The 20,527-nt window shown below is 45.6% G+C and carries 28 protein-coding genes and 1 tRNA gene; 6 read left to right on the top strand and 23 right to left on the bottom strand.

The annotated features are described in order from the left end of the window. Window positions 1-53: 53 nt before the first annotated feature. The 8 genes from LEPTO7376_RS18515 to LEPTO7376_RS18550 form a co-directional block, all read right to left on the bottom strand. Entirely contained in the window at window positions 54-1,115 is a 1,062-nt protein-coding gene (locus tag LEPTO7376_RS18515) for a phage integrase (RefSeq protein WP_015135630.1), read from the bottom strand. Window positions 1,116-1,242: 127 nt separating this feature from the next. Then, window positions 1,243-1,316: transfer RNA gene (locus LEPTO7376_RS18520), tRNA-Met, on the bottom strand. Between the two features lie 218 nt (window positions 1,317-1,534). Beyond that, entirely contained in the window at window positions 1,535-1,768 is a 234-nt protein-coding gene (locus LEPTO7376_RS18525; RefSeq protein WP_015135631.1) for a hypothetical protein, read from the bottom strand. Then, entirely contained in the window at window positions 1,768-2,196 is a 429-nt protein-coding gene (locus LEPTO7376_RS18530) for a hypothetical protein (protein ID WP_015135632.1), read from the bottom strand. The genes LEPTO7376_RS18525 and LEPTO7376_RS18530 overlap by 1 nt, the downstream gene beginning before the upstream one ends. Continuing rightward, complete coding sequence (locus LEPTO7376_RS18535) at window positions 2,196-2,678, bottom strand: hypothetical protein (RefSeq protein ID WP_015135633.1); 483 nt, start codon at window positions 2,676-2,678, stop codon at window positions 2,196-2,198. The genes LEPTO7376_RS18530 and LEPTO7376_RS18535 overlap by 1 nt, the downstream gene beginning before the upstream one ends. Beyond that, window positions 2,678-2,893 (bottom strand): hypothetical protein, encoded by a 216-nt coding sequence (locus tag LEPTO7376_RS18540; RefSeq protein ID WP_015135634.1) that lies wholly within the window; start codon window positions 2,891-2,893, stop codon window positions 2,678-2,680. The genes LEPTO7376_RS18535 and LEPTO7376_RS18540 overlap by 1 nt, the downstream gene beginning before the upstream one ends. An 8-nt stretch (window positions 2,894-2,901) precedes the next feature. Further along, complete coding sequence (locus LEPTO7376_RS18545; RefSeq protein ID WP_015135635.1) at window positions 2,902-3,534, bottom strand: hypothetical protein; 633 nt, start codon at window positions 3,532-3,534, stop codon at window positions 2,902-2,904. A 55-nt stretch (window positions 3,535-3,589) separates the two neighbouring features. After that, on the bottom strand, window positions 3,590-4,369 hold the full coding sequence (locus LEPTO7376_RS18550; RefSeq protein ID WP_015135636.1) for a hypothetical protein: 780 nt from the start codon (window positions 4,367-4,369) through the stop codon (window positions 3,590-3,592). 368 nt (window positions 4,370-4,737) lie between these two features. On the opposite strand from LEPTO7376_RS18550, the gene LEPTO7376_RS18555 reads away from it, so the two are divergent. The 3 genes from LEPTO7376_RS18555 to LEPTO7376_RS18565 are packed head-to-tail and all read left to right on the top strand — an operon-like array spanning window position 4,738 to window position 8,719. Continuing rightward, complete coding sequence (locus LEPTO7376_RS18555; RefSeq protein ID WP_015135637.1) at window positions 4,738-5,487, top strand: hypothetical protein; 750 nt, start codon at window positions 4,738-4,740, stop codon at window positions 5,485-5,487. 2 nt (window positions 5,488-5,489) lie between these two features. Then, on the top strand, window positions 5,490-7,190 hold the full coding sequence (locus LEPTO7376_RS18560; RefSeq protein ID WP_015135638.1) for a hypothetical protein: 1,701 nt from the start codon (window positions 5,490-5,492) through the stop codon (window positions 7,188-7,190). Beyond that, entirely contained in the window at window positions 7,190-8,719 is a 1,530-nt protein-coding gene (locus tag LEPTO7376_RS18565; RefSeq protein ID WP_015135639.1) for a hypothetical protein, read from the top strand. Before LEPTO7376_RS18560 ends, LEPTO7376_RS18565 begins: the two co-directional genes overlap by 1 nt. Window positions 8,720-8,880: 161 nt before the next feature. Here LEPTO7376_RS18565 and LEPTO7376_RS18570 read toward each other — a convergent pair whose 3' ends face one another. From LEPTO7376_RS18570 to LEPTO7376_RS18580, 3 genes are read right to left on the bottom strand one after another with little or no spacing between them, the layout of a single operon-like run. Then, window positions 8,881-9,252 carry an HNH endonuclease gene (locus LEPTO7376_RS18570; protein WP_015135641.1) on the bottom strand — a complete coding sequence of 124 codons (372 nt, stop codon included), beginning with the start codon at window positions 9,250-9,252 and terminating at the stop codon, window positions 8,881-8,883. Further along, window positions 9,252-12,275 carry a DUF3854 domain-containing protein gene (locus LEPTO7376_RS18575; RefSeq protein WP_015135642.1) on the bottom strand — a complete coding sequence of 1,008 codons (3,024 nt, stop codon included), beginning with the start codon at window positions 12,273-12,275 and terminating at the stop codon, window positions 9,252-9,254. The genes LEPTO7376_RS18570 and LEPTO7376_RS18575 overlap by 1 nt, the downstream gene beginning before the upstream one ends. Beyond that, a complete protein-coding gene (locus LEPTO7376_RS18580) occupies window positions 12,263-12,688 on the bottom strand; it encodes an ASCH domain-containing protein (RefSeq protein ID WP_041764104.1) in 426 nt (141 codons plus the stop codon). Before LEPTO7376_RS18580 ends, LEPTO7376_RS18575 begins: the two co-directional genes overlap by 13 nt. Between LEPTO7376_RS18580 and LEPTO7376_RS25115 the strand changes: the two genes are divergently transcribed. Beyond that, window positions 12,688-13,382, top strand: a protein-coding gene (locus LEPTO7376_RS25115; RefSeq protein ID WP_015132314.1) for an IS1 family transposase whose coding sequence is annotated in 2 segments (ribosomal slippage) — window positions 12,688-13,012 and window positions 13,012-13,382 — 696 coding nt in all. Because the reading frame shifts where the segments join, the coding sequence is not laid out codon by codon here. The genes LEPTO7376_RS18580 and LEPTO7376_RS25115 overlap by 1 nt on opposite strands. 50 nt (window positions 13,383-13,432) lie before the next feature. Here the strand turns inward: LEPTO7376_RS25115 and LEPTO7376_RS18590 are convergent. The 12 genes from LEPTO7376_RS18590 to LEPTO7376_RS18635 form a co-directional block, all read right to left on the bottom strand. Beyond that, window positions 13,433-14,008, bottom strand: coding sequence for an MT-A70 family methyltransferase (locus LEPTO7376_RS18590; RefSeq protein ID WP_015135643.1), 576 nt, complete (start codon window positions 14,006-14,008; stop codon window positions 13,433-13,435). A 22-nt stretch (window positions 14,009-14,030) separates the two neighbouring features. Then, window positions 14,031-14,210: a hypothetical protein gene (locus tag LEPTO7376_RS25120; RefSeq protein WP_071880711.1), complete on the bottom strand. Its 180-nt coding sequence runs from the start codon at window positions 14,208-14,210 to the stop codon at window positions 14,031-14,033. Next, window positions 14,207-14,311: a DUF3854 domain-containing protein gene (locus LEPTO7376_RS29235; RefSeq protein WP_071880712.1), complete on the bottom strand. Its 105-nt coding sequence runs from the start codon at window positions 14,309-14,311 to the stop codon at window positions 14,207-14,209. Before LEPTO7376_RS29235 ends, LEPTO7376_RS25120 begins: the two co-directional genes overlap by 4 nt. Window positions 14,312-14,380: 69 nt before the next feature. Then, window positions 14,381-15,075, bottom strand: a protein-coding gene (locus LEPTO7376_RS25130; protein WP_015135644.1) for an IS1 family transposase whose coding sequence is annotated in 2 segments (ribosomal slippage) — window positions 14,381-14,751 and window positions 14,751-15,075 — 696 coding nt in all. Because the reading frame shifts where the segments join, the coding sequence is not laid out codon by codon here. Between the two features lie 212 nt (window positions 15,076-15,287). Then, window positions 15,288-15,518, bottom strand: coding sequence for a hypothetical protein (locus LEPTO7376_RS18600; RefSeq protein ID WP_041764108.1), 231 nt, complete (start codon window positions 15,516-15,518; stop codon window positions 15,288-15,290). After that, complete coding sequence (locus LEPTO7376_RS18605) at window positions 15,506-15,907, bottom strand: hypothetical protein (protein WP_015135645.1); 402 nt, start codon at window positions 15,905-15,907, stop codon at window positions 15,506-15,508. Before LEPTO7376_RS18605 ends, LEPTO7376_RS18600 begins: the two co-directional genes overlap by 13 nt. Beyond that, window positions 15,907-16,482 carry an MT-A70 family methyltransferase gene (locus tag LEPTO7376_RS18610; RefSeq protein WP_015135646.1) on the bottom strand — a complete coding sequence of 192 codons (576 nt, stop codon included), beginning with the start codon at window positions 16,480-16,482 and terminating at the stop codon, window positions 15,907-15,909. Before LEPTO7376_RS18610 ends, LEPTO7376_RS18605 begins: the two co-directional genes overlap by 1 nt. A gap of 48 nt (window positions 16,483-16,530) precedes the next feature. Further along, complete coding sequence (locus LEPTO7376_RS18615) at window positions 16,531-16,764, bottom strand: hypothetical protein (RefSeq protein WP_015135647.1); 234 nt, start codon at window positions 16,762-16,764, stop codon at window positions 16,531-16,533. Further along, window positions 16,757-17,086 (bottom strand): hypothetical protein, encoded by a 330-nt coding sequence (locus tag LEPTO7376_RS18620; protein WP_015135648.1) that lies wholly within the window; start codon window positions 17,084-17,086, stop codon window positions 16,757-16,759. The genes LEPTO7376_RS18615 and LEPTO7376_RS18620 overlap by 8 nt, the downstream gene beginning before the upstream one ends. Continuing rightward, window positions 17,083-17,283 (bottom strand): hypothetical protein, encoded by a 201-nt coding sequence (locus LEPTO7376_RS18625; RefSeq protein ID WP_015135649.1) that lies wholly within the window; start codon window positions 17,281-17,283, stop codon window positions 17,083-17,085. Before LEPTO7376_RS18625 ends, LEPTO7376_RS18620 begins: the two co-directional genes overlap by 4 nt. Beyond that, on the bottom strand, window positions 17,276-17,512 hold the full coding sequence (locus tag LEPTO7376_RS18630) for a hypothetical protein (RefSeq protein ID WP_015135650.1): 237 nt from the start codon (window positions 17,510-17,512) through the stop codon (window positions 17,276-17,278). The genes LEPTO7376_RS18625 and LEPTO7376_RS18630 overlap by 8 nt, the downstream gene beginning before the upstream one ends. After that, entirely contained in the window at window positions 17,502-17,846 is a 345-nt protein-coding gene (locus LEPTO7376_RS18635) for a hypothetical protein (RefSeq protein ID WP_015135651.1), read from the bottom strand. The genes LEPTO7376_RS18630 and LEPTO7376_RS18635 overlap by 11 nt, the downstream gene beginning before the upstream one ends. Before the next feature lie 206 nt (window positions 17,847-18,052). Between LEPTO7376_RS18635 and LEPTO7376_RS18640 the strand changes: the two genes are divergently transcribed. Together LEPTO7376_RS18640 and LEPTO7376_RS18645 are read left to right on the top strand one after the other, a co-directional pair. Next, on the top strand, window positions 18,053-18,355 hold the full coding sequence (locus LEPTO7376_RS18640) for a helix-turn-helix transcriptional regulator (RefSeq protein WP_015135652.1): 303 nt from the start codon (window positions 18,053-18,055) through the stop codon (window positions 18,353-18,355). A 239-nt stretch (window positions 18,356-18,594) separates the two neighbouring features. Then, window positions 18,595-20,481, top strand: coding sequence for a ribonuclease catalytic domain-containing protein (locus LEPTO7376_RS18645; protein ID WP_015135653.1), 1,887 nt, complete (start codon window positions 18,595-18,597; stop codon window positions 20,479-20,481). Window positions 20,482-20,527 lie beyond the last annotated feature (46 nt).

Raw genomic sequence — 20,527 nt, forward strand, 5'->3', positions numbered from 1 at the left:
CGCTCCTAAAGGCAATACTCTAGGAGCGATTTTAGAGATGCTTTTATCTCGGTTTAACTCTTGGAACCAAGCTGTTTCGCCAGCTGCATAACGTTCTCCTTATCGTAGTAGTGGTGATAATACTTGAAGTGATTTTGCAGACTATGACCCATCAATTTTGCCGCATCAATTGGTGATACATCAAAATCTTTGCACCGTTTAGCGTATGCATGACGAGGGACATAGGTTGGGAAAGGGATGGAATAGCGACGAAATTGAGTACTCACCCGTGCCCCTAGCGCTTCCCAATTTTTATTCTTCATTGCTACACCTCCTGGTGGAAACTCAGCATGCTCAAAATCAAACTCCTCCCCCCATTCCGAACGTAGTGGGGCAACATGGCGTGGTCCCGTCTTTCCGTTCGTTACATAGAGAATTGGACTATCACTAAAATCACAATAAAACCCCTCATGCGGTCTCAAACCATAGGTAATCAAAACTAAAACAAAATTTTTCCACCGCCCACTGGGTATAGACTGAGCCACCTTGATGAGGGTCTCATCAGAGGGCAGCTTGCGACGCTGTCGGCTGGCATGAGAATAATTGCCTTTGTATCGTCCCAGCTCTACTTCAATCCCGGCCAATTCAGCCAACTGAGTCAATGCAACGGTTCCACGTTTACGCTGTCGAGTATCCGGCTTGATTGATAGCAACGTATCTACCAAGATCTTCTCCGTTATCGGCTTATGTAGAGGCAGCTTTTTGAATATCTGGTGATAATCACTGCGGTAAGTATTGCGAACTTGAGCGGTGTCAGCTCTGCGATGGAAGTAGTCTTGCTTAAACCGAGCACACCACTCCTCACAGGTGAGAACTTCCTCATCGATATACAACGACCAATCAAACTCATTACAAGCGAGTAAGCCTGCCAATTTGATTGCTTCGCCTCGGGCGCGAATCAAGCCAGCAGGATTCGCAGGAAGCCCTAAAGAGATGCGTTGTTGATAAGGAACTGACTTTTTGGACTTAAATTTGGGTGGCAACTTCGCTCTTAAGGAAAGCTTGCCACCTCTCATTTCCACTGTAATACCAAGGCTTAGAGCCTTTAGCTCGGCGTTAATTTGAGTCAAATTCATGGACTAAATTTGGACTAAATCAGACGTTCCAAGCAAGGGAATGTAAAATTATGTTGCCAATAGGATTCGAGAACGAGTGCTCACTATCCCACATTTAGTGTGACGCGAGAATTTATTCCACATATAGTGGCTCGAGGCAGATTTGAACTGCCGACCTTGGGCTTATGAGTCCCCTGCTCTAACCAACTGAGCTACCGAGCCGTGTTTTTTTACTGGTTATATTCGTTTTTCAAACAGAACCAATCGTAACCATTTCAAATAGGAATGTCAAGTTTGTTTCCTTGATTAATCCGAAACTGGGAAAATCACCTAGGACTTCTGTCCTCAGTTCCTTAATGAGAATGGAATCGTCATTGAGGCCACTGTGGTGTGATTGGCCATACAAAGATATCACGACGCGCTCTGGAAACAAGGAAAGATTATTCCAGGGTATTTCTCACCAAAATCGAGGTGATTTGCAGCGCCAAAGCGACGAAGAAGGCAATCCATGCTGATTGATTTTTCGCTTTGGTGGTGATCTTCGTTTCAAGGATGGCGAGATGCTTATCGAGTTGAGTGACAGAACCTCGCAAATGTTGGCATTCTTGCTGAGTCTCCTTTAGATCTTTTTCTAATCCAAGGATCGAATCCCTTAAAAAGTCGCTGGTATCCATCACACGCCCTCCACATCTAATAACTTTGCTTGCTGAATAAATAGGGATATAGATGCCACCGCCCGGTCAGGCTTGATATTGATGCTGTGGTTCGCTCCCAAGATATTGAATGGTGGTTCCCACGGCACATCTTGCTTTCTCAGGTCAAACCTCGTCTGCTCAATGCCACTGTAGAGAATCGAGATTTCAATGCCGTCATTATCCGTAGCCCCAGGCATCCAGACCCACACAGACATCAAGCGAAAATCAAAGGGTATACCTGCAAACGATATTTCTTTCGTTTGACCTTGGGAGATCGCTCCAGTTCTCACCAGAAAACCCTCATGTACTCTCGGTGGGTTTAAAAGCTGCTGTTGCCTTTCATAGGCATCAAAGGATTTGCTCGATGAAATAAAACTATCTGGATTTAGGGCAAAAGAATCAAACATCACAAGAGACCGGGAGGATAATTACCGTTGCTTCCAGACCCAACGCCACCACCCTGAGAATTACCGGGTGTTGCAGGACTAGTGGGATAAACAACATTGGAACTAACTTTCTCGAATAGCTCGACGGTGTAACCATTCACTGAGAGATCCGCGTAGCGATAACGACGGGCTAACTTAATCTGGATTTGTCGCTGGGGTAATGGCTCAGCTTGTAAATCGGGTGGATAGGGAAGCTGAATAATCTCAGGCTCATCCTTCGGAAATACCTTCACCCAGTTGTTATCGAAGAAATAGCGTTGCCCTGAAAAGTACACACCCCTAAGAAATGCTGGTGGATAAAACGTCTTCGCAAAATCACCTGTATAGAAAATCCTAAACGCAGCATTAGGAGTAGAAGGGAAAAGCGGAAACAACTGCCAATCAAACGCTGGCACTACAGTCCCTAGCCCTTCCCACACCCCAAAGTCATCGACTATCGGCATTAGACCCCCGACGAATCAGGGAAATATAAGTCTCCCTGTTCCATCATCACCTCAATAAATTCAGTCTGATTGGCAGGTTGCCACATGCCCGTCTCCAAATCCTGAATCAGTCCCACCTCACCATGGGCATCGTGAGATCTCCAGTTGGGAGGCGGTGGCATATTGGCCATGATGAACTCATATTCAGGATTACCGGGGGTCAATATCAGAGACATCGTTTTGTTTAACCAATCGTGCGATTTAACAGACTTTCGACATTAATCTCTTGGGGAGAGGTCAACGCCCAACCAGCAGAAGCCGCCGCCGCATCCAATGTCGCACCATCTACCTTGGTGTTATCCACAAAACAGCGATAGGAGCCTTGACCGGGAATCAGAATTACCCCTTGGGCTGGCTTGGGGAAATCAGCACCAAACACTAAATCCGTCTCATCCGTCGCATCTTGAGCACCCACTGGGTTAACATCCACCTCCCCACCCGTATTCCGAGGTCGTCGCCAGGCATACTTCACACCGTTAAGGGTGACGAATAACACCCGACTGAGAGTCGTCTGATTAAAGGTGGCCAGTTTGGGACGAGTAATCTGAAACCCATCCGCCTTCAGGGGCTTAATCTTGTCAGAGCTGCAAAAACTTCCTTCATGACCATCAGCCAAGCGCTTAGAGGCGCGGGCAGGCTTTGGTCTGTTAGGGGATAACACCGCATTGGTGACATTGAATTGAGCAGTGACATCGATCTGTCCAAACTCACTCTTCAGACTGTCCTTGAGCTTGGAATCAAACACATATTTCAGCGTGGTAGAGCCAATCACCAAACTGACCCAACGCCATGTACCGGAACCATATTCACGAGCCATTATTTTTTACCTTTTACCTAGTTAATTGTTCTTCGTTACGAAAGAAGCGTTCGACCTACGCAGTAACGACATTGACATCAAAGGTTTGAGTCGACTGATTCAGAGCCACTTGCACGGTATAAGACGTAGACATCTGCACAGTGGAAATCTTGTCTAACTCACCCGCCACCAATCCAGTGGTGGGATCTGTTGTTGCAGTGGCAGCAGCAGCAAGGGTAAAGGAAATAGAGTTCGCTTGAGTTGCCGCAGTAACCGCCGAAGCATTCGTCGCATCACGCACCACCACTAAATCAGCCATCGCTCGGTTCATTGCAGCAATCAAATCACGGTTATCATTACCCGCTGTAATTCCGGCTGGAGCAGAACCACCAAATGCAGAAAGGTCAGCGTAGGGAATCACAACACCCTCACCACTGATTGCCCCTTCCGCCGCAATATCAGCCGCCGCAGCGAAAATGTCTTGTACCGCAAACCCACCCACACCAGAATTAGCACCAGCAGCCGGGAGAGGAATTTGTCCAAAGGAAGCATCAGACAACTTAGACACATATTGATGCTGGAAGGTAAAGGTGATGTTATCCAACACATCAGAAGCAGAAGCCTTGGCGCGAGTCGCTAACAAACCCACCAAATTAGTCGAGTTTGCTGTGTAGTAATCAAACAGCGCATTACTCATTGCCAAGAGTGCCTTGCCTTCTTTGGTGGCTTGGGATTCACCCGCCCCAAACTCACCCGCCACAACACCGGGTAGAACTGCAATCGGAAGAAATAAACCAGCGGGTACACCATTACCCCCACCAGCCGCAACAGCATTATCGAAAAAAGTTAGAGACATTTCTGTAATCCAAAACGTTATAAGTTGACCTATATCAATAGTAATAGTACAGATAAACTTATTTGGGTATAGCCAAACAAACCTGTCTTAGAAATAGACTTAACCCGCATCTAAGACAGGTAGTCAAATTACAATGTTGACAAGCACATATTTTGAGCTATGAGTCAGATCTTTTTATGGCAGAAATTAAGCACTTGTTCACGGCGGGCAATGCTTAAAACAAAGAAGAAATATGGTCAACCTTATATTTACAACCCCAGACCAAGGCTTTTACTTCGACTATCCAGAGAAACAGGGATGAGTATGGATGAAATCTATAACCAGCTATTACGAGAGCGCGCAATTATGCATAAATTGCGAGGGGTAGCATGACGAAGGTTTGCGACTGTGAAAATGCAGAAAAGGCTTATTTGATCATCAATCCTGATTCTCCTGATAGACAGGAAATACTATCCCTTAATCCGCCTATTTGTCGTGAGATAAAAACGATATTATCCATTGATGGAGATGTGTTTATAGGGAGTCAGGCACTAGACCCAAACAATCCCTACACAGTGGGCATATTTGAGCCAGAAGGGACGACGGGTGGTTGGGTTAAATGGTCGGTTTACTACTTTGGTTTGGCTATTGGTTATGTTTACAAGCCAAAGCACGTCAATGTTGTGATTAATGGCAGATATCACATCTTTGGAGAGGGGAGTTGGGATGGTAGATACTGCCGTTTTGGGGCAGCGGCAGCGGCGGGTGGTACTTATCCCGGATATGGTCACTCAATGACAAATGCAGGGAGACCATACACCATCGAACCTGCGGGATTCATCCCAGACTGCACACCTGAAGTCTGTGGTCTAACCATCAATTACTTAGACGGTTCCACGTTTGATTATGGCGAAGTGCCTTGTGATGTTGATATCACCAAATTCGAGACATTAGAGATTTCTGATAACAGTGGCATCTTAAAAACCATTGACCCCTATGGCGGGGAACCCCTCGCTTTTCAATGTGGAGATAGAGAATGCCCACCAGAGACTTGCTGCAATCCCTGTGCAGGGTCAGCGCTGAATTGCTGTTACGACGAGAACGGCAGATTAATCGATAGCTTTATTCGGAGAACATAGAGATGGGATGTCCAGAGCAGTTAGCGGTTAAGCAAGATTTCTATGATTTAGAATCACGACTGTTATCGCAGTTAGCAACGAAGCAACAGGCGAATGAAATCTTATCTAAGTTGGGACGAGTAGAGACCGGAATAGACACCAGCATCCCCGGTGCCATTGCCAATATTTTCGATAGTCTGATTAGCTTGGTCAGAGCTCCAATGGTTGCAGCGATTGAGGGTGGTTTTGACCTTCTAGAGGCTGGTCTTGTGCAAGCAATAAAGTCATCAGAGAATGTCATCACCCAAAGCATTAAAAGTGGTGAAAATGTCGTTACTGCTGCCATAGAGGGGACAGAAAACGTCATTGTTAACGGCATTAATGGTGTGACCTCAATCGTCAAAGATGTCAGAGGCATCACTAAAAATATTGAGGGTATCACTCAAAACATCGAGGGTATCACTCAAAACGTAGAAGACATTGCCACGGCTGGGTTTAACACGCTTGATAACCTGATTCGTTCCACTGAACGAGTAATCCTTCAATCTCTTGCTACAGGTGAAAGACTGTGGATTGAGACGCTCGATGCAGCCAAGGAAATTGCCCCTTATCTAGAATCAATTATTACTAGCGCACAAGACTTTCTCAAGAACTTAATCAATCAATACTTCCAGACTTTAAGGTCTTTAATTCAGGCACTCCCAACAGACTTTCCAGACTTCAATTTTGATGATGCAAGCATCTTGGCAGCGATCCAAGGGGTTGATAGGAAGCTTGGTAGCTACCCATTAGCCTGCGGTGATAATCCACCGATTACAGGAACAAACACTGTAGCAGGGGCATTAGGAGCAATCATCTGTGGTGGCTCATCCACTACTGACATCGACAATGAAACTGATACTGACATCAGCAATCTATCCACCAGACAACTATTAGAGAAGATGGCTGATGCTATCGGGATTAATGAGTTTCCCGGTGAAGTACCAAAAACCTTGTTGAACTCTGGTGACAACCCCGAAAGAGCAGGCATAGAGAAAATCCCTAATTTGGTGCAATTCATCCTCTGGATCGTGAAACAGATGGATGCCTTGATTGGAGAGTTTCCGTTCAAGATCAAGATTAAAGATGCTGATTTAGTCGCAGAAGGGAATCAAGAGTTAGAAGTCGAAGTCCAAAATATTGCCGAAGCCTTAGCCGATATTTATGGCTATGGACAATCATCATTAATCGTCCAGAATGCCCAAACGAATATCATGCTGCGATTAGCGGCTGAAACTGTTTCCCTAAAGACTGCCACCTTAATCAACCAAGACTTAGCCATCGCGAATCAAGAGTTTATGGGCTATCGCACCAAGCGAAAGAAACGTGATGCCCAAAGCGCGTTTAATATCGCCAAGGTTAACCCCAACAACGTTAAGTCTTTATCGCAGATATTACGGTCTGAAAGCTATAAATATCAGGGGTTTGAGTTTGATGATAGTGCCATCCTTTTAGAATATTTGCCGCGTTTTATGTACGCTGCCAGCATCATCAAATCGGCATTCTTACGCACTGATGAATCAGACATCGACAATATTCGAGATTTAGCCGATGAGACATTAGCTGATGCTGATAATGGCTGGAATAACTTTGTTAATGAGGTGAATAACCCGGATAGTTTCTTTAACCTCAATGAACCAGACAGACCCTTCATCCGTGACTTTAATGATGAGGATGCAGAGTAATGGGGTTTGCATTAGAGGCCAAAGATTTAATCTCTCGTGAGATTCGCGATATCGTCGCCCCGGAAGGTCGCATCATTCAAGACCTGCTCAATGTTTTTGATGATGACTCATCCACCAATCTAGTTGAACGGATTTTCATTACAGGGCGTAAGTTAATTGGTTTTGCATCGAAGTTACCGCAGCTCGTCCTAAGTTTTGCCAATGCCTTTGGTTGGCTCGTGGGCAAGGCTAGCCAATTATCTACATTCAACTGGTTAGCGTCGGATGCTCAGTTAAGGGGTGGACTAAAACAACACAATATTTCAGTGGCTTCTGCTTGGGGTGGGTTCTTTGGACAACTGACTGGAACCATTGCCGTTGGTGCAGTAGGAGTAGGGATATCCTTTGCTTTACCAGTGATTGGCGGTACAGCTTTAGCTTTAGGGACGATTAGCGCATTACTACAGGAGCGGGGTGATGAGCTGTGGGATGAGTTCAAGAATGCCCTGCGGGTGACGTTTAATGCCATCGTCAAGAGTATTGCTGTCAACAGTTACATTGCAGTGCGAAAAGCGATTCGAGAGAATGCTGAATCTTTAAAGTTTTTACCCCCCGGCTTGAGAGAGAGATTAAGTGTTTGGGGGACTGAAGAAGGCAGTCGTTGGAGTATTGCAGAGGAGATCGAGGAAAGAATCGACAGTATTCCGAATGAATACGTTAGGGCATTTGTAGAAGAGTTTGTCGAAGAAGGCTGGGAAAGCTTTATTGAGGGGGGTTATGTCGTCGCTCGGTTCTGGGATGAGCAAATGCAAGCCGCTAAAGCCACTCGGTTAGAAGTCTTAGGAGAGGATAGATCGCTAACCCTAGAGCTGGATAAGGATAATGACGGCGAGAAAGTCCGCATGACGAAAGTGCCCTCTAATTTAGCGATCGCTCAAGCCAACGGATTAATTAACCAATACCGATTAATCAGAAACAGAGACATTGGCACAATGACTAATGAGGATGATGGCAGAAAGGTATTACAGCCTTACTTGAGAACCTGCAAGATTGTGTTTAGAGATGTGGCCAAGCCACCTTTCATTAATGAAACGGGTGGGCCAGCGGCACGGTATCAACTCACGTTAAAAGCACTGAAGCCTAATCTACGATGGATAGATTTCAAGCGGGCGTTACGCAACCATCGTTGGGGAGCATGGAAGATTGAAGCCACTTTAGAGAGTCGGATAACCATCCTCCTATTCGCAGCGGAGAAAGAGGCGGGTAAGGCGACTCTGAAGGGCATCATCAAGGATCTCTGTGAAGAGGATTTCATTCGCGTCACAGCGACAGAAGAGGAGTTAGCTCCTTCACTGGTCAAAACACCAACTGCGGCTTATCCAGAGAAGGCGATTGTGACCCTCAAACGAGAGAGAACAGAAGGGACACGCCGTGATTTGGCTGGGAAGAAATATGAGCAGGAGAAGATACAGTTTACGCTCTGGACAGAGGATGTACCCTTTGGTACGCCAGAGTATGTGACCAACTTTCCTACAGACCTAGCCACTTGATCCAGCCTTCAGGAATCAGCACTATGTCATGATATTTCCCTTGGGAATCATAAACGTGAGTTATAAAAACTTTGGTTTTACCATCGGAAGCAAAATCATAGTATTTACACCACCCAATCCAGCCCTCAAACTCACCAGCGGTAATTTCAAGATACATACATCTAGACTCCCTTAATTCTGAATTGCCCTGCATCTTCTAACTTCACCACGCGGGTGTGTGAGCGGTTGATCGCCCGCGCTTTGGCATCATGGCGATTGTGACAGGTGGGACAAAGGGCTTTCAGGTTCTCGCGGGCATTGTTGCCGGGGTTTTGGTCTAGGTGGGCAACGGTGAGAACAAAACGTCCGGGCTTGTCTGTTTCTTGGCACCATTTCGAGCCTTCATGACGAAGCTCCCAACAGAAGACATCCCACATTTGACCGGGACGACGACAAGGGCGACCACACTTGGTGCAATGCCAATCAGCCATGTACTTGATGATGGTGGCGATGGTATCCCAGTTGGATGGATAGAGATGACGTTTCATTGGCATTAGTCGATCTCCCTTAAATCAGATTGATTAATCCACTCTGTTGGTTCTGGATCACTGGAGAGAGATTCTAGCCACCGACACCGATAAGTTCGATTACTGAAGCGGAAACCAATGCCAGGATACTCAACAATCTCTACATATCGCCGTGATGACTTCTGCTGCACTATTTCACCAAGCGCAAACTTAAAACTCGCTCTGGCATATTTTTCTGGGATTTCTGGTAAATTTTCTGGCTGCGAAAAAAAGTTGACTAATTTGTGAGATGTATGGCTTACTGCCTCACTTGAAGTCTTAGCAAGACTTGTAGCCTTTCCACTTCCCTCATTTTCTCCCTCACCTTTTTCTATAGAAGAATGAGGAAGAGTAAGGATAGGTGGGGCAGTTGGTGAGGCTATAACCCCTGATTTATCTGAGTTGTGAGGCAGTGGGTTAGATGTATTAAAAGTTATTCCCAAAATATAACAACGACCTTTGGCAATTGGGTCTGCTGTTTCTCTAACCCGTTTGATTTTAGGGAACAGCATCTTAAACCGCTTGTAAATTTGGTTCATGCCCTTAACGTTTCGGTCGTAAGGGTTGGCTTGCTCAAACCAGGTATTTTTGGTCTTGCCATTCTCGAATTCCTCAACTTCGAGCGCCCCGGTGTCGATGTACCATTTTCGGAGCCTTTCCCAGAGTTCTGATACCCAGATTTTGCCCTCTGGAGCAACTTCTAAACCCACGTCATTCACAAAAGCCCAGAGATGGGTTGATTCTTCCTGAAGCTCATCGAGTCCACCCTTGATACTGTCGTAATCGATGCCATCATTCGCCAAGTTGATCAATTCTTCGAGTAAACGATTAATCAGGGCGGGACAAACCTCTTGTATTAGAAATTGGGGGTCATCATGGAATCTTGGATCTGCTTTTAGTTCGCCCCTTGATAGATTCGGGCTGTGCTTAAAGGTTTTATTGAAGTCGTAGACCACAAAACGTGAGAGTAAGGACTCCATGCCGGATTTAAGTTTTGGGAGTTGATTGGTGTTGAAAATGTGAATGCCTTTTGGGGTGCAAGGACGCGCTTTTTCGTGTTTATCTTCAATCCACAGTCCGTTTTCTTCACCAGTGACACAGATATTAAGGCTTTCAACTCGATCTAGAGGTGTACCCATATTGTTCTCACTCGACCAATTAACAAGGGAATGTTCCAGGGGAGCTAAGCCATATTTTTTGCCTTTGTCATAGGTCTGAAATTCGCTTAAGCCGATACCTGTCATCTGATTGCAGAAGATTTTGGAGATCGCAGCACGAATAGAGTCTTTACCATTGGCTCCTGTACCTTTGGCAATGGCTGCTTTGATACCGCGACTGTGTAATTTGCGAATGGTCTGGAGGTCAAACGCTGCGGCTAATTGTCGTAATAAAGCGGTGCGAGGGGCGGGGTCAAGACAAGCTAATAGTCGATTACATTGGCTAGGGTCAGCGTCGGGTTCATAGGAAACTTTTGAGCAATACAGATAAAAGTCGCGATAGGTATGTTTGCATAGTTGCCATTTTGGTATACGTCCTTGCCAACTGATACGCAATACACCATTCGTGAGGTTAAGGCCAGGGGGATTAACGCGCTCTGGATTGATACCGAAGCTGAGTAATGCCCAGTCCCAAATGGCATTAATACTACGGGTGTTGAGATAGCGTAAGGTACGGCGTTTGGTTTTGGGGTCTTTCACCCAATATTGTTCAGCCCAAGCTTTGATTTTGAGCTTTTCGGTTTGGGGTATCAATTGTTCGTAATGGGTGCCATTGAAGGCGTAAAGTTGATTGTGTAACGCAAGATAATGACCCTTGCCATAAATCGTTCTCAGGGCAATTTCTTGGTAAGTGAGGGCGGGTTCTAAGTCTTCTGTTTCTGCTGTGTCATTGCGCTCTGGTGCTAGTGCGGGGTCATATTGACTGACGGGTGCGAGGGGGGTAGAAGTAAAAGCTTCCACCTTTTCCATCCGGCTGGTAACTTCTGTATAGGCTTCTGGATCGTTTTCTCTCATGATGCGCTCTGCATCAATCAATTTTTGGTGGTAACGTTCGTTCTCTTCTTCAGTTGTTTCCTGAGTCTTGAGAATCGGCTTGCTCATCAGCTTCTGCCAGTCATCGAAGGAAAGGCGCTCTCCCACCAATTGATCAACAGCATCAGAGCCGTGAATAGCATGGACATCATCAATACCTTTCTCGTCGTAGATGTCGCGCCAACTCATTACCGAAACGGTGCAGCCCTGAGCCTCGAATAATGTAGCCATCGATTGGATAGCTTTAGTCACCGATGCAATGGTTTTCGGTTTGTCATCGTTATCAAAACAGAAAATGATTTCACGTCCTGGTGTGGCGATTTTCTCTAATTGAGGATTGAGTTTTTTCTCTAATGGAGTGCCATCCCCTGCTTTTTGTTTTGGTGCGCCATTCCAAATGCCTGAGACTCCCACAGCGCAATAATCGGCACTGAGTAACGATGCGGTTTTCTTTGCCCCTTCGGTAATGATGATGGGGATTTCTGGTACTTGCCTAACAATTTCCCAGAAAGCAAAAGGGAAAGATTCCTCTGGTATACCTGCTTGGTCAGGAACTTCAGGCTGCACAGCATTATTGATAACGATGCTCCAATATCGTTCTTTTGTGATTTCGAGGAAGAAGGGTTGCGTCGGTTCTTTTGGGGGATGCTCATACTTAACGAGCTTTCCATCTCGGTTGATTCGCGGAGTGTTGGGCTTAAAGCAACCCCACTGAGATCGCTCTCCATTGATGATGTCTAACGTGGGACACCACCAACCGCCTGCGTCGATATGCCCATAGTTATCAAGCCATTTCTTGCGTAACCCGCCATCATTCTTGCGGTAAGTCTGGAGGTAAAACAGATAGTCCCAAGCCAACTCATCAACATCTGGGATGGCTTCATCACGACCTTTTACCGGAATAAAATTATGTTGGAGGTCTGGGGAGATCGCCGAAGCATCAAGTTCGGTTTGTAAAACTGTTTTTCCTATAGTTTGCATAGCATCCCCCACTTGATAATCTGACCTGAAAAACTTGTGACACAGCTCTCTGTCTGAGCCTTGGGAGATTGGAGAAAAAACTGAATAAAGTCTTCTACTTCCTTAAATCCATCTCTGAGAGCCAGTTCTTTAAGGTGCAAGGAGCAGATCAATTCACCATCGATCCAAGCGCGAGGATAGAGGTCTACTTGATATTTACTAATCTGAAAATCGTGAGTTTTAGTGCAGATAGACTCAGCAATTTTTCGACAGCTTTTAGTTCGCTGTCCGGTATAGAGGTAAAGGAGATCGCCAACCTTAATTGGACGCTTTCGGCTGCGAATGGTTTGTCGTTTCTCACCGCTCTCAATCAGTGGGACAAATTGTTTCTGGGCGTTGCAGAATAGAGGTATGAATGGAGGTTGTTGACTCAATGGAATGTCCAGAATGCCAATCTACTCATATCCGTAAGAACGGAAAGAAAAAAGGCAAACAGAATCACATCTGTGTAGATTGCGGTCGTCAGTTTATCGACCACTATAGTCAGCTCGGCTACTCAAATGCCTTCAAACGTGAATGCCTCAAAATGTATGTCAACGGTATGGGCTTTCGAGCCATTGAACGGGTGAAAGGAGTGCACCACACTACCGTCATCACTTGGGTCAAACAAGTCGGTGCATTGCTGCCTGATGCTTATGAACCGGAAGAGATGCCTCAGGTCGGGGAACTCGATGAACTTCAAACATTCGTCGGTGCTAAAAAAACAAGGTCTGGCTCTGGACAGCAGTAGACCACTTTCAACCAGGTATTCTTGCTTGGACTATTGGTGACAGAAGTGCAGAGACATTCAAGCCACTATGGGCAATCGTTAGTCTCTGGAGATGCTTCTTTTACGTCACAGATGGCTGGAAAGTTTATCCCATCTTTGTACCCGATGGGGACCAGATTGTCAGTAAGACCTATATGACTCGCGTCGAAGGAGAGAACACTCGATTGCGGCATTATCTCGCTCGACTCCATCGAAAGACCTTATGTTATTCAAAGTCTGTGGAAATGTTAGAGCATTCGATTCGATTGCTGATTCACTATCTCAAGTTCTGGGATGTTCCTATCCCTCGACCCTCATAGATTCATACCTCAATTCACCAACGCCTGTTTCTGAAAGTTCAGTGCAGGCATTAGAGCTCATCTCCCCAGCTATCCCAGCCGTCTACGGTTTCACGTGCAAATAATTCGATACGCGGGAGATCGCCAAACAGTTCGACAATGCGCTCCCTTGTTTCTGGAGGCTTAGCGGAATGGCGACCAATCGGCGCTTCAATAAGCTGCTGCACTTTGGCTGATTGACGCTTTAGACCATTGCCACGGATACCTAATAGACAAGGTTCAGTATTAGCCCTGGAATAAGAACCCATGCCCATAAACCAAGTCGGTTTCCGCTTGTTGCGTTTTGCCCAAAGGAAACCACAGGTCTTATAGGTAAAACCCCAAGCAAACATTGTCGCCATCGCCGCTGGCAGTTTCGCCCAAGTCGCCCAAAGTAATAACACTGAATTATTGTCTGCAATCTGACTAACAGGTAAATTCTGAATCCAGCGATCTGATTGGGTTTGGTAATGACGTTCAGCACCACCACGATTCTGTTTTTTGTCGTCATATTGCCAAGGTGGGTCAGCATAAATGACAGGATAAGATTTCGCAGGGAAAGGTAAAGCCCCTTCCACTACGGGCTGATGAAACAGTAGTTGTTGCATTATTCGATTGTTTAAATGATGGTTATTGATTACTCGGCGATTGCTGCTCAAATACTTTGAGGAATGAATTGGCGGCTTCCCCTTTAAGTTCTGATTTATGACCGGATAGCCAAAAGATGGTGACGTTTTTATGACCGGATGGCTTAGTCAAAACATTGATGGAAGCTATGGCCTGAGGGTTGAAATAGTTAGAGATAATCACCTCAGCGCCGTTTTCTTTGCCCCTTCAGTAATGATGATTGGTAGTTCAGGGTTTGCCTTGACCCACTCCCAAAACTCAAATGAATCTGTTGATGTTGGCACGTCGGATAAGTCGGGAAAACCTACGCCATGGAGATTGGCAATCCGGCGTTGGTGAATTGAGGTATGAATCTATGAGGGTCGAGGGATAGGAACATCCCAGAACTTGAGATAGTGAATCAGCAATCGAATCGAATGCTCTAACATTTCCACAGACTTTGAATAACATAAGGTCTTTCGATGGAGTCGAGCGAGATAATGCCGCAATCGAGTGTTCTCTCCTTCGACTCGAGTCATATAGGTCTTACTGACAATCTGGTCCCCATCGGGTACAAAGATGGGATAAACTTTCCAGCCATCTGTGACGTAAAAGAAGCATCTCCAGAGACTAACGATTGCCCATAGTGGCTTGAATGTCTCTGCACTTCTGTCACCAATAGTCCAAGCAAGAATACCTGGTTGAAAGTGGTCTACTGCTGTCCAGAGCCAGACCTTGTTTTTTTAGCACCGACGAATGTTTGAAGTTCATCGAGTTCCCCGACCTGAGACATCTCTTCCGGTTCATAAGCATCAGGCAGCAATGCACCGACTTGTTTGACCCAAGTGATGACGGTAGTGTGGTGCACTCCTTTCACCCGTTCAATGGCTCGAAAGCCCATACCGTTGACATACATTTTGAGGCATTCACGTTTGAAGGCATTTGAGTAGCCGAGCTGACTATAGTGGTCGATAAACTGACGACCGCAATCTACACAGATGTGATTCTGTTTGCCTTTTTTCTTTCCATTCTTACGGATATGAGTAGATTGGCATTCTGGACATTCCATTGAGTCAACAACCTCCATTCATACCTCTATTCTGCAACGCCGGCAATCCGTTCCCATCGGTCACGATTGAGTTCGAGGAAGAATGGTTGCGTTGGCTCTTTCGGAGGATGCTCATATTTAATGAGTTTGCCGTCTCTGTTTTTGCGAGGGGTGTTGGGTTTAAAACAGCCCCATGGAGAACGATCTCCATTGATGATGTCTAGGGTCGAGCACTACCAGCCACCAGCGTCGATATGGCTGTAGTTATCAAGCCATTTCTTACGTAATCCACCGTTATTCTTGCGGTAGACCTGAAGATAAAACAGGTAATCCCAAGCCAATTCATCCACATCTGGAATGGCTTTATCACGCCCTTTAATCGGGATGAAATTATGCTGAATATCTGGGGAGATCGCCGAAGCATCAAGTTCGGTTTGCAACGCTGTTTTGTCTAAGGTTTGCATAACATCCCCCACTTAATAATTTGCCCTGAAAAACTTGTGACGCGGCTTTTGGTCTCGACTTTTGGAGAGGTTAGGAAAAATTGAACAAAGTCTTCCACAGTCTCAAATCCATCCCTGAACGCAAGCTCTCGGATGTGTGCGTTGCAAATTTGCTCCCCATCGATGAAGATGCGGGCATAATCATCTAATTGATATTTGCTGAGCACAAAATCATGGGTTTTCCCACAAATTGATTCAGCAATTTTTCGACAGCTTTTAGTGCGCTGCCCGGTGTAAAGGTAGAGGCGTTCACCTACCTTGATAGGACGCTTGCGACATCTGATAGTCTGCCGTTTTTCCCCACTCTCAATCAGTGGGACAAATTGTTTCTTGAAGTTCAATGCAGACATTAAAGCTCATCTCCCCAGCTATCCCAGCCGTCTACGGTTTCACGTGCAAATAATTCGATACGCGGGCGATCTCCCACCAATTCGACAATGCGCTCTCTGGTCTCAGGCGGTTTCTCAGAATGTCTTCTAATCGGTGCTTCGATGATTTGATGAACTTTCGCCGATTTACGTTTTAAACCCTTGCCACGAACCCCTAATAAGCAAAACTCGCTATTCGCTCTGGTGTAGGAGCCCATGCCCATAAACAAACTCTTTGCTCGTTTATTTCGTTTTACCCACAGAAAAGCCTCGGTCTTGTAAGTGAAGCCCCAACAATGGATCGTCTGTAATGCTGCTGGGAGCTTTGCCCATGTTGCCCACAGGAATAACAGGGAATCATTTTCGGCAATCTGAGACACAGGTAAGTTCTGGATCTCATGGTCGCTCATCGTCTGGTAATGACGTTCCGCACCGCCTCGGTTTTTCTTTTTGTCTTCGTATTGCCATGGTGGATCGGCATAAATGACACCATAAGCTTTCGCAGGAAAAGGCTGTGCCCCCTCCACTACGGGCTGATCTAACAGTAGTTGTTGCATTATTCGATTGTTTAAATGTTGGTAATTGTTCTGAAGAGCGCTACAAGATTAAAGGGGAGATTGACCCTGCTCAAACGCATTGAGAAAAGATTTGGCAGCTTCACCCTTCAGCTCTGATTTGTGACCGGATAGCCAAAAGATAGTGACGTTTTTATGGCCAGATGGCTTAGTCAGGACATTGACGGAAGCGATCGCCTGAGGGTTGAAATAGTTAGAGATAATCACCTCAGCTTCAACCCGTTCAGCTAGAACAAAGAGACGAGAGGGTGGGCGATTAGTCATCAACAGAACTCTTAATCAGCAGATCAAGACCTCCACTGATATTGGCGGCTAACTTCACATCAACAAGCCATGAACGGTAATTTAAGTGGAGAGAATAAAGCTGAGTCTTGGTCGGAATTAAAATCACCTCTTCCTTCAAATCTCGGCATAAGGTAAGGAGTGTATTGGTGTCCTCAGTAAGGAGAGATAAGGCCATATCTAAATTCTCCACAGGACAGAGACCAACAGGGTATTGGCGAACTAAAGAGTCGTAATAATCGTGAGCAGCAACAAGGGACAATCCAGTTTGATGGATTGCATCAAAGTTTGGAGTAGGAGTCATAACTCAATGCCTGAATTATTTTCAATGCAAGTATTGGTTTGGATAGGAGTCGAAGTGGGCAAAGAAGGGGCAAGGTCACGTAAGAGCAGTGCCATTTTTCGCTCTAAGGTGCCAGTCTGGGAATGGATGTCGGCAAAAGTATCGGCGAGTTCATCAAAATCTGGATGCTGAGCAGATACCAAAGAAGGATCAGCCATCGGTTTCCTCTGCCTGTTTTGCCTTCATCTCAGCGAGGAGTTCAGCGAGGGACTCTTCGCCAAGCTCTTTAACCATCTCAGAGACAACAGAATCACAGTGCTCTTGGATAGCAGCATAAGCAAGCATAGATTTCCCCAAACCAAGCTCATGGACTTGGCGAGGATCTGCATGGATAGAAATGCCTTTATCAGTAAAGGCAGCAACGAGAGTTAAAGCTTCAAAATCCATGATTAACCTCCTCTTCAAACCAAGAATTGAGAGTGGTAGCCGTTCTAGAAGCCATGACTGAATTGGGATATTCAGCAACAAGGAATCTCTCCCCACCAGAAGTCTCAATCAAAACAGAATTATCCTTGTGAAAAAATCTGCAAAAGACATCAAGAGGGAGGATTTGAGGAACAGAGAGGATATCAGGAAGAGCATCCATATGGGCCTCAAAGTTCTTGGCCAGCTCGATGGCAGGTTGAAGAAGGGAATCAATATTTTTCCCAGCAGAAGCATTAATCAGACCTAGATAGATCTGAAAAGCCTCATGTCGATCAAAAGCATGAGAAGTATTCATTCAAAAAAATTATTTGTTAGCTGTTAGTACTTGCGTATCCGCTATGGATATGGTTTTGACTCAGTATTCGGCGATTATTGTCCAGATGTAGTACTTTCTCCTGTTGGTGTTTACTGTTGGTGTCCTGAAACCCGCACACAGTAAGACTCACAGCATAATAAAATCTTGTTCCAAGCAGATTTTATGTCTGTGATGGGTAGGAAGGAATGCCAGTTCCTCCCTACCTTTCTAAACGGCGGCTTTTGTCGGGACAACCCGACATCCATAGTATAATGATTGCTGTAAATGAGCGCAACAAAAAAATCACTTTGAAAGTTCTTCGTAAAAGACTGAAAATGAACCAAGCCCAATTTGCTGAGGCATTAGGCGTTCTTAGAACTACGGTTTCGGCGTGGGAAAATGGAGTTCACAAACCTTCACTTTCTATTGAACAAGTAAAAATTTTGGATGAATTACTCGGAGAAGTGAACCTGAGATTCAAAGACCTCCACGACGATTTGGCATCATAAGAAGAGATCATATGTTCTATAGGCGATCGCCTTTTCCGGATATTTCTGGAGGAGATCGCCTTTTTTATTTGTGGAATTATTTGAGGGGCGATCTTCTCAGGCATCATAGCTATGTTCTGAAGAGTACATATATATTATGTAGAGTATTAGAAATCTATGACCGCTACTAAAAAAGTAACCACCTATTCGAGAATGCTGATGCATTAGCCTTCTCGATATCAAAGACGATCACTATCAAAATGATTGAGCAACAGAAAACACCACCATTAATCAACACTGCTTGGACGAAAGCCCTGGAAGAGGCCAAGAAGATATCTTTGCCAAATAGGTTATCGAAGCGTCCTCAAGCAGAAGGATTCACGATTGATGGCCCCACCTCCAAGGATCTCGATGATGCGATTTGGGTCAGAACGGCAGACGATGCTGGCGTGACGATATTGGTGCATATTGCCGATGTCGCTGAGTTGGTAAAGATAGGTTCAGCTTTGGATCAGGCGGCAATGGTACGTGCGCGAACCCTCTATCACCGACAAGGCAATACCCCAATGCTCCCTTATGCATTGTCTGAAAATCTGCTCAGCCTAATGCCGAATCAACAGCGACCAACGCTCACTGTGGAGATTGCTCTTGATCAGAATGCGGAGATTAGAAAAGTCGATCTCTATGAGACTCAGTTGGTTAGCTGCAAGCGGTTTAGCTATGAAGAGGCGGATAAGGCTTGCAATGACCCCAGTCATCCCCTCCATGATCAGCTAAAACTATGCCAAAGGTGGGCGGCAAAGCTCAGTAAGCGACGTAAGGCTTCTGGTGCATTTGGTGGAATGGTTGGAGCAGGTGACACCCTTCTGGATGAAGAGGGTCGGATTATTGATAGTCCGGGTGGAAATTTTCATTCCCAGCGGATCATCATGGAATTTATGATCCTTGCCAATCGCGCCGTCGCACAGTGGTGTGCAGATCGAGACCTGCCTATTTTGTATCGCAACCATACAGCAAAGGTGATCGCCCCAGAGCGTAGTGAGTTGATTCAAGCGTTGTTTACATCAGGCAATGTAGCCATGATGCGACAACAACTGCAAAACTGGCTGAATCGAGCTGTTTATAGTCCTGCATTGGTAGGACATTTCGCGCTGAATCTAACGGCTTATACTCATTTCACTAGCCCGATTCGACGACTACCTGATCTGATTAACCACCGCATCATTAAAGCTGTTTTACAGGAACAAGCATCGCCATATCCGAGTGTAGAACTCAGCAACATTGCAGACCATATTGAGGACGTTAATCGGCAGGCGGAAGAGAGTTCAAAAGCTTTTTTTAAGGAACAAGCGAAGGCGGAGCATTCTAAGCAGTTGGCTAAAGTTGAAGGGCTAACGCAGCTCTCTGCGAAAGAATTTACGCGGGTTCTCCGTCATGGCATTCGCGAAAATAATGTTGCTCCGTTGAAACCAGCCCTCAATCAGCGACTGTCGGATGGCTCTCTAGCCATCCATGATCTCTTTTTGCTGTTGCTCGAAAATCAGGACAACGCATTACAGGAGATAGCGCTTGAAGCGTTAAAGAGTCGAGTGTGTGATGCGCCAAGCATTATGTCGATCGCCAATAATATTTTGCCGCAGTGGGAAGAGGTCTCATTCATTGAGCAAAAGTCTAAGAAGAACTTTGTTTGCTGGGCTGTAGTTACTGTCGATGGGCAGTCTATGACCAGTCGGCTCCCTGGCGCGGGGAAGAAAAAGCAGCTTGCCAAACATCATGGATGTTTCGCTTGGCTGAATGCCCATGTCAGCGGGAAGCTAGTAGAACCAGAGCAACGCCAATTACCATCGGGAGCTGAACCACAGCCTAACTTGATCAAAGATGATTCTGAGCTTAAAAAACACCCTTCGCTTACTACTCATCTCAAGGATGGTCAAAACTTCATTGGCCTCCTAGGGGAACTGTGTCAGTCTAATCAATGGGCACTCCCCTCCTACTCCATGACAGAGGTAGATGATGGTTTTCTATGTACTTGCGAAGGAAAGGCGGGCGACATTCCTTATAAGGGAGAAGGAACAGGAACGAGAAAAAAGCAAGCTAAGAAGCTAGCAGCCAAGGAAGCTCTCAGATTTTTACAAACGGCTCTTTGAAACAGAGATTTTATGTTTCTGGACTCACTGGTAGAAAAATTAGCTG

The organism is [Leptolyngbya] sp. PCC 7376 (assembly GCF_000316605.1).
GTDB lineage: Bacteria > Cyanobacteriota > Cyanobacteriia > Cyanobacteriales > MRBY01 > MRBY01.

Bases quoted from the DNA above. Each gene is read 5' to 3' on its own strand.
- LEPTO7376_RS18515 (WP_015135630.1), bottom strand. From the start codon at position 1,115: ATGAATTTGACTCAAATTAACGCCGAGCTAAAGGCTCTAAGCCTTGGT.
- LEPTO7376_RS18525 (WP_015135631.1), bottom strand. From the start codon at position 1,768: ATGGATACCAGCGACTTTTTAAGGGATTCGATCCTTGGATTAGAAAAA.
- LEPTO7376_RS18530 (WP_015135632.1), bottom strand. From the start codon at position 2,196: ATGTTTGATTCTTTTGCCCTAAATCCAGATAGTTTTATTTCATCGAGC.
- LEPTO7376_RS18535 (WP_015135633.1), bottom strand. From the start codon at position 2,678: ATGCCGATAGTCGATGACTTTGGGGTGTGGGAAGGGCTAGGGACTGTA.
- LEPTO7376_RS18540 (WP_015135634.1), bottom strand. From the start codon at position 2,893: ATGTCTCTGATATTGACCCCCGGTAATCCTGAATATGAGTTCATCATG.
- LEPTO7376_RS18545 (WP_015135635.1), bottom strand. From the start codon at position 3,534: ATGGCTCGTGAATATGGTTCCGGTACATGGCGTTGGGTCAGTTTGGTG.
- LEPTO7376_RS18550 (WP_015135636.1), bottom strand. From the start codon at position 4,369: ATGTCTCTAACTTTTTTCGATAATGCTGTTGCGGCTGGTGGGGGTAAT.
- LEPTO7376_RS18555 (WP_015135637.1), top strand. From the start codon at position 4,738: ATGACGAAGGTTTGCGACTGTGAAAATGCAGAAAAGGCTTATTTGATC.
- LEPTO7376_RS18560 (WP_015135638.1), top strand. From the start codon at position 5,490: ATGGGATGTCCAGAGCAGTTAGCGGTTAAGCAAGATTTCTATGATTTA.
- LEPTO7376_RS18565 (WP_015135639.1), top strand. From the start codon at position 7,190: ATGGGGTTTGCATTAGAGGCCAAAGATTTAATCTCTCGTGAGATTCGC.
- LEPTO7376_RS18570 (WP_015135641.1), bottom strand. From the start codon at position 9,252: ATGCCAATGAAACGTCATCTCTATCCATCCAACTGGGATACCATCGCC.
- LEPTO7376_RS18575 (WP_015135642.1), bottom strand. From the start codon at position 12,275: ATGCAAACTATAGGAAAAACAGTTTTACAAACCGAACTTGATGCTTCG.
- LEPTO7376_RS18590 (WP_015135643.1), bottom strand. From the start codon at position 14,008: ATGCAACAACTACTGTTTCATCAGCCCGTAGTGGAAGGGGCTTTACCT.
- LEPTO7376_RS18600 (WP_041764108.1), bottom strand. From the start codon at position 15,518: ATGCAAACCTTAGACAAAACAGCGTTGCAAACCGAACTTGATGCTTCG.
- LEPTO7376_RS18605 (WP_015135645.1), bottom strand. From the start codon at position 15,907: ATGTCTGCATTGAACTTCAAGAAACAATTTGTCCCACTGATTGAGAGT.
- LEPTO7376_RS18610 (WP_015135646.1), bottom strand. From the start codon at position 16,482: ATGCAACAACTACTGTTAGATCAGCCCGTAGTGGAGGGGGCACAGCCT.
- LEPTO7376_RS18615 (WP_015135647.1), bottom strand. From the start codon at position 16,764: ATGACTAATCGCCCACCCTCTCGTCTCTTTGTTCTAGCTGAACGGGTT.
- LEPTO7376_RS18620 (WP_015135648.1), bottom strand. From the start codon at position 17,086: ATGACTCCTACTCCAAACTTTGATGCAATCCATCAAACTGGATTGTCC.
- LEPTO7376_RS18625 (WP_015135649.1), bottom strand. From the start codon at position 17,283: ATGGCTGATCCTTCTTTGGTATCTGCTCAGCATCCAGATTTTGATGAA.
- LEPTO7376_RS18630 (WP_015135650.1), bottom strand. From the start codon at position 17,512: ATGGATTTTGAAGCTTTAACTCTCGTTGCTGCCTTTACTGATAAAGGC.
- LEPTO7376_RS18635 (WP_015135651.1), bottom strand. From the start codon at position 17,846: ATGAATACTTCTCATGCTTTTGATCGACATGAGGCTTTTCAGATCTAT.
- LEPTO7376_RS18640 (WP_015135652.1), top strand. From the start codon at position 18,053: ATGCCAGTTCCTCCCTACCTTTCTAAACGGCGGCTTTTGTCGGGACAA.
- LEPTO7376_RS18645 (WP_015135653.1), top strand. From the start codon at position 18,595: ATGATTGAGCAACAGAAAACACCACCATTAATCAACACTGCTTGGACG.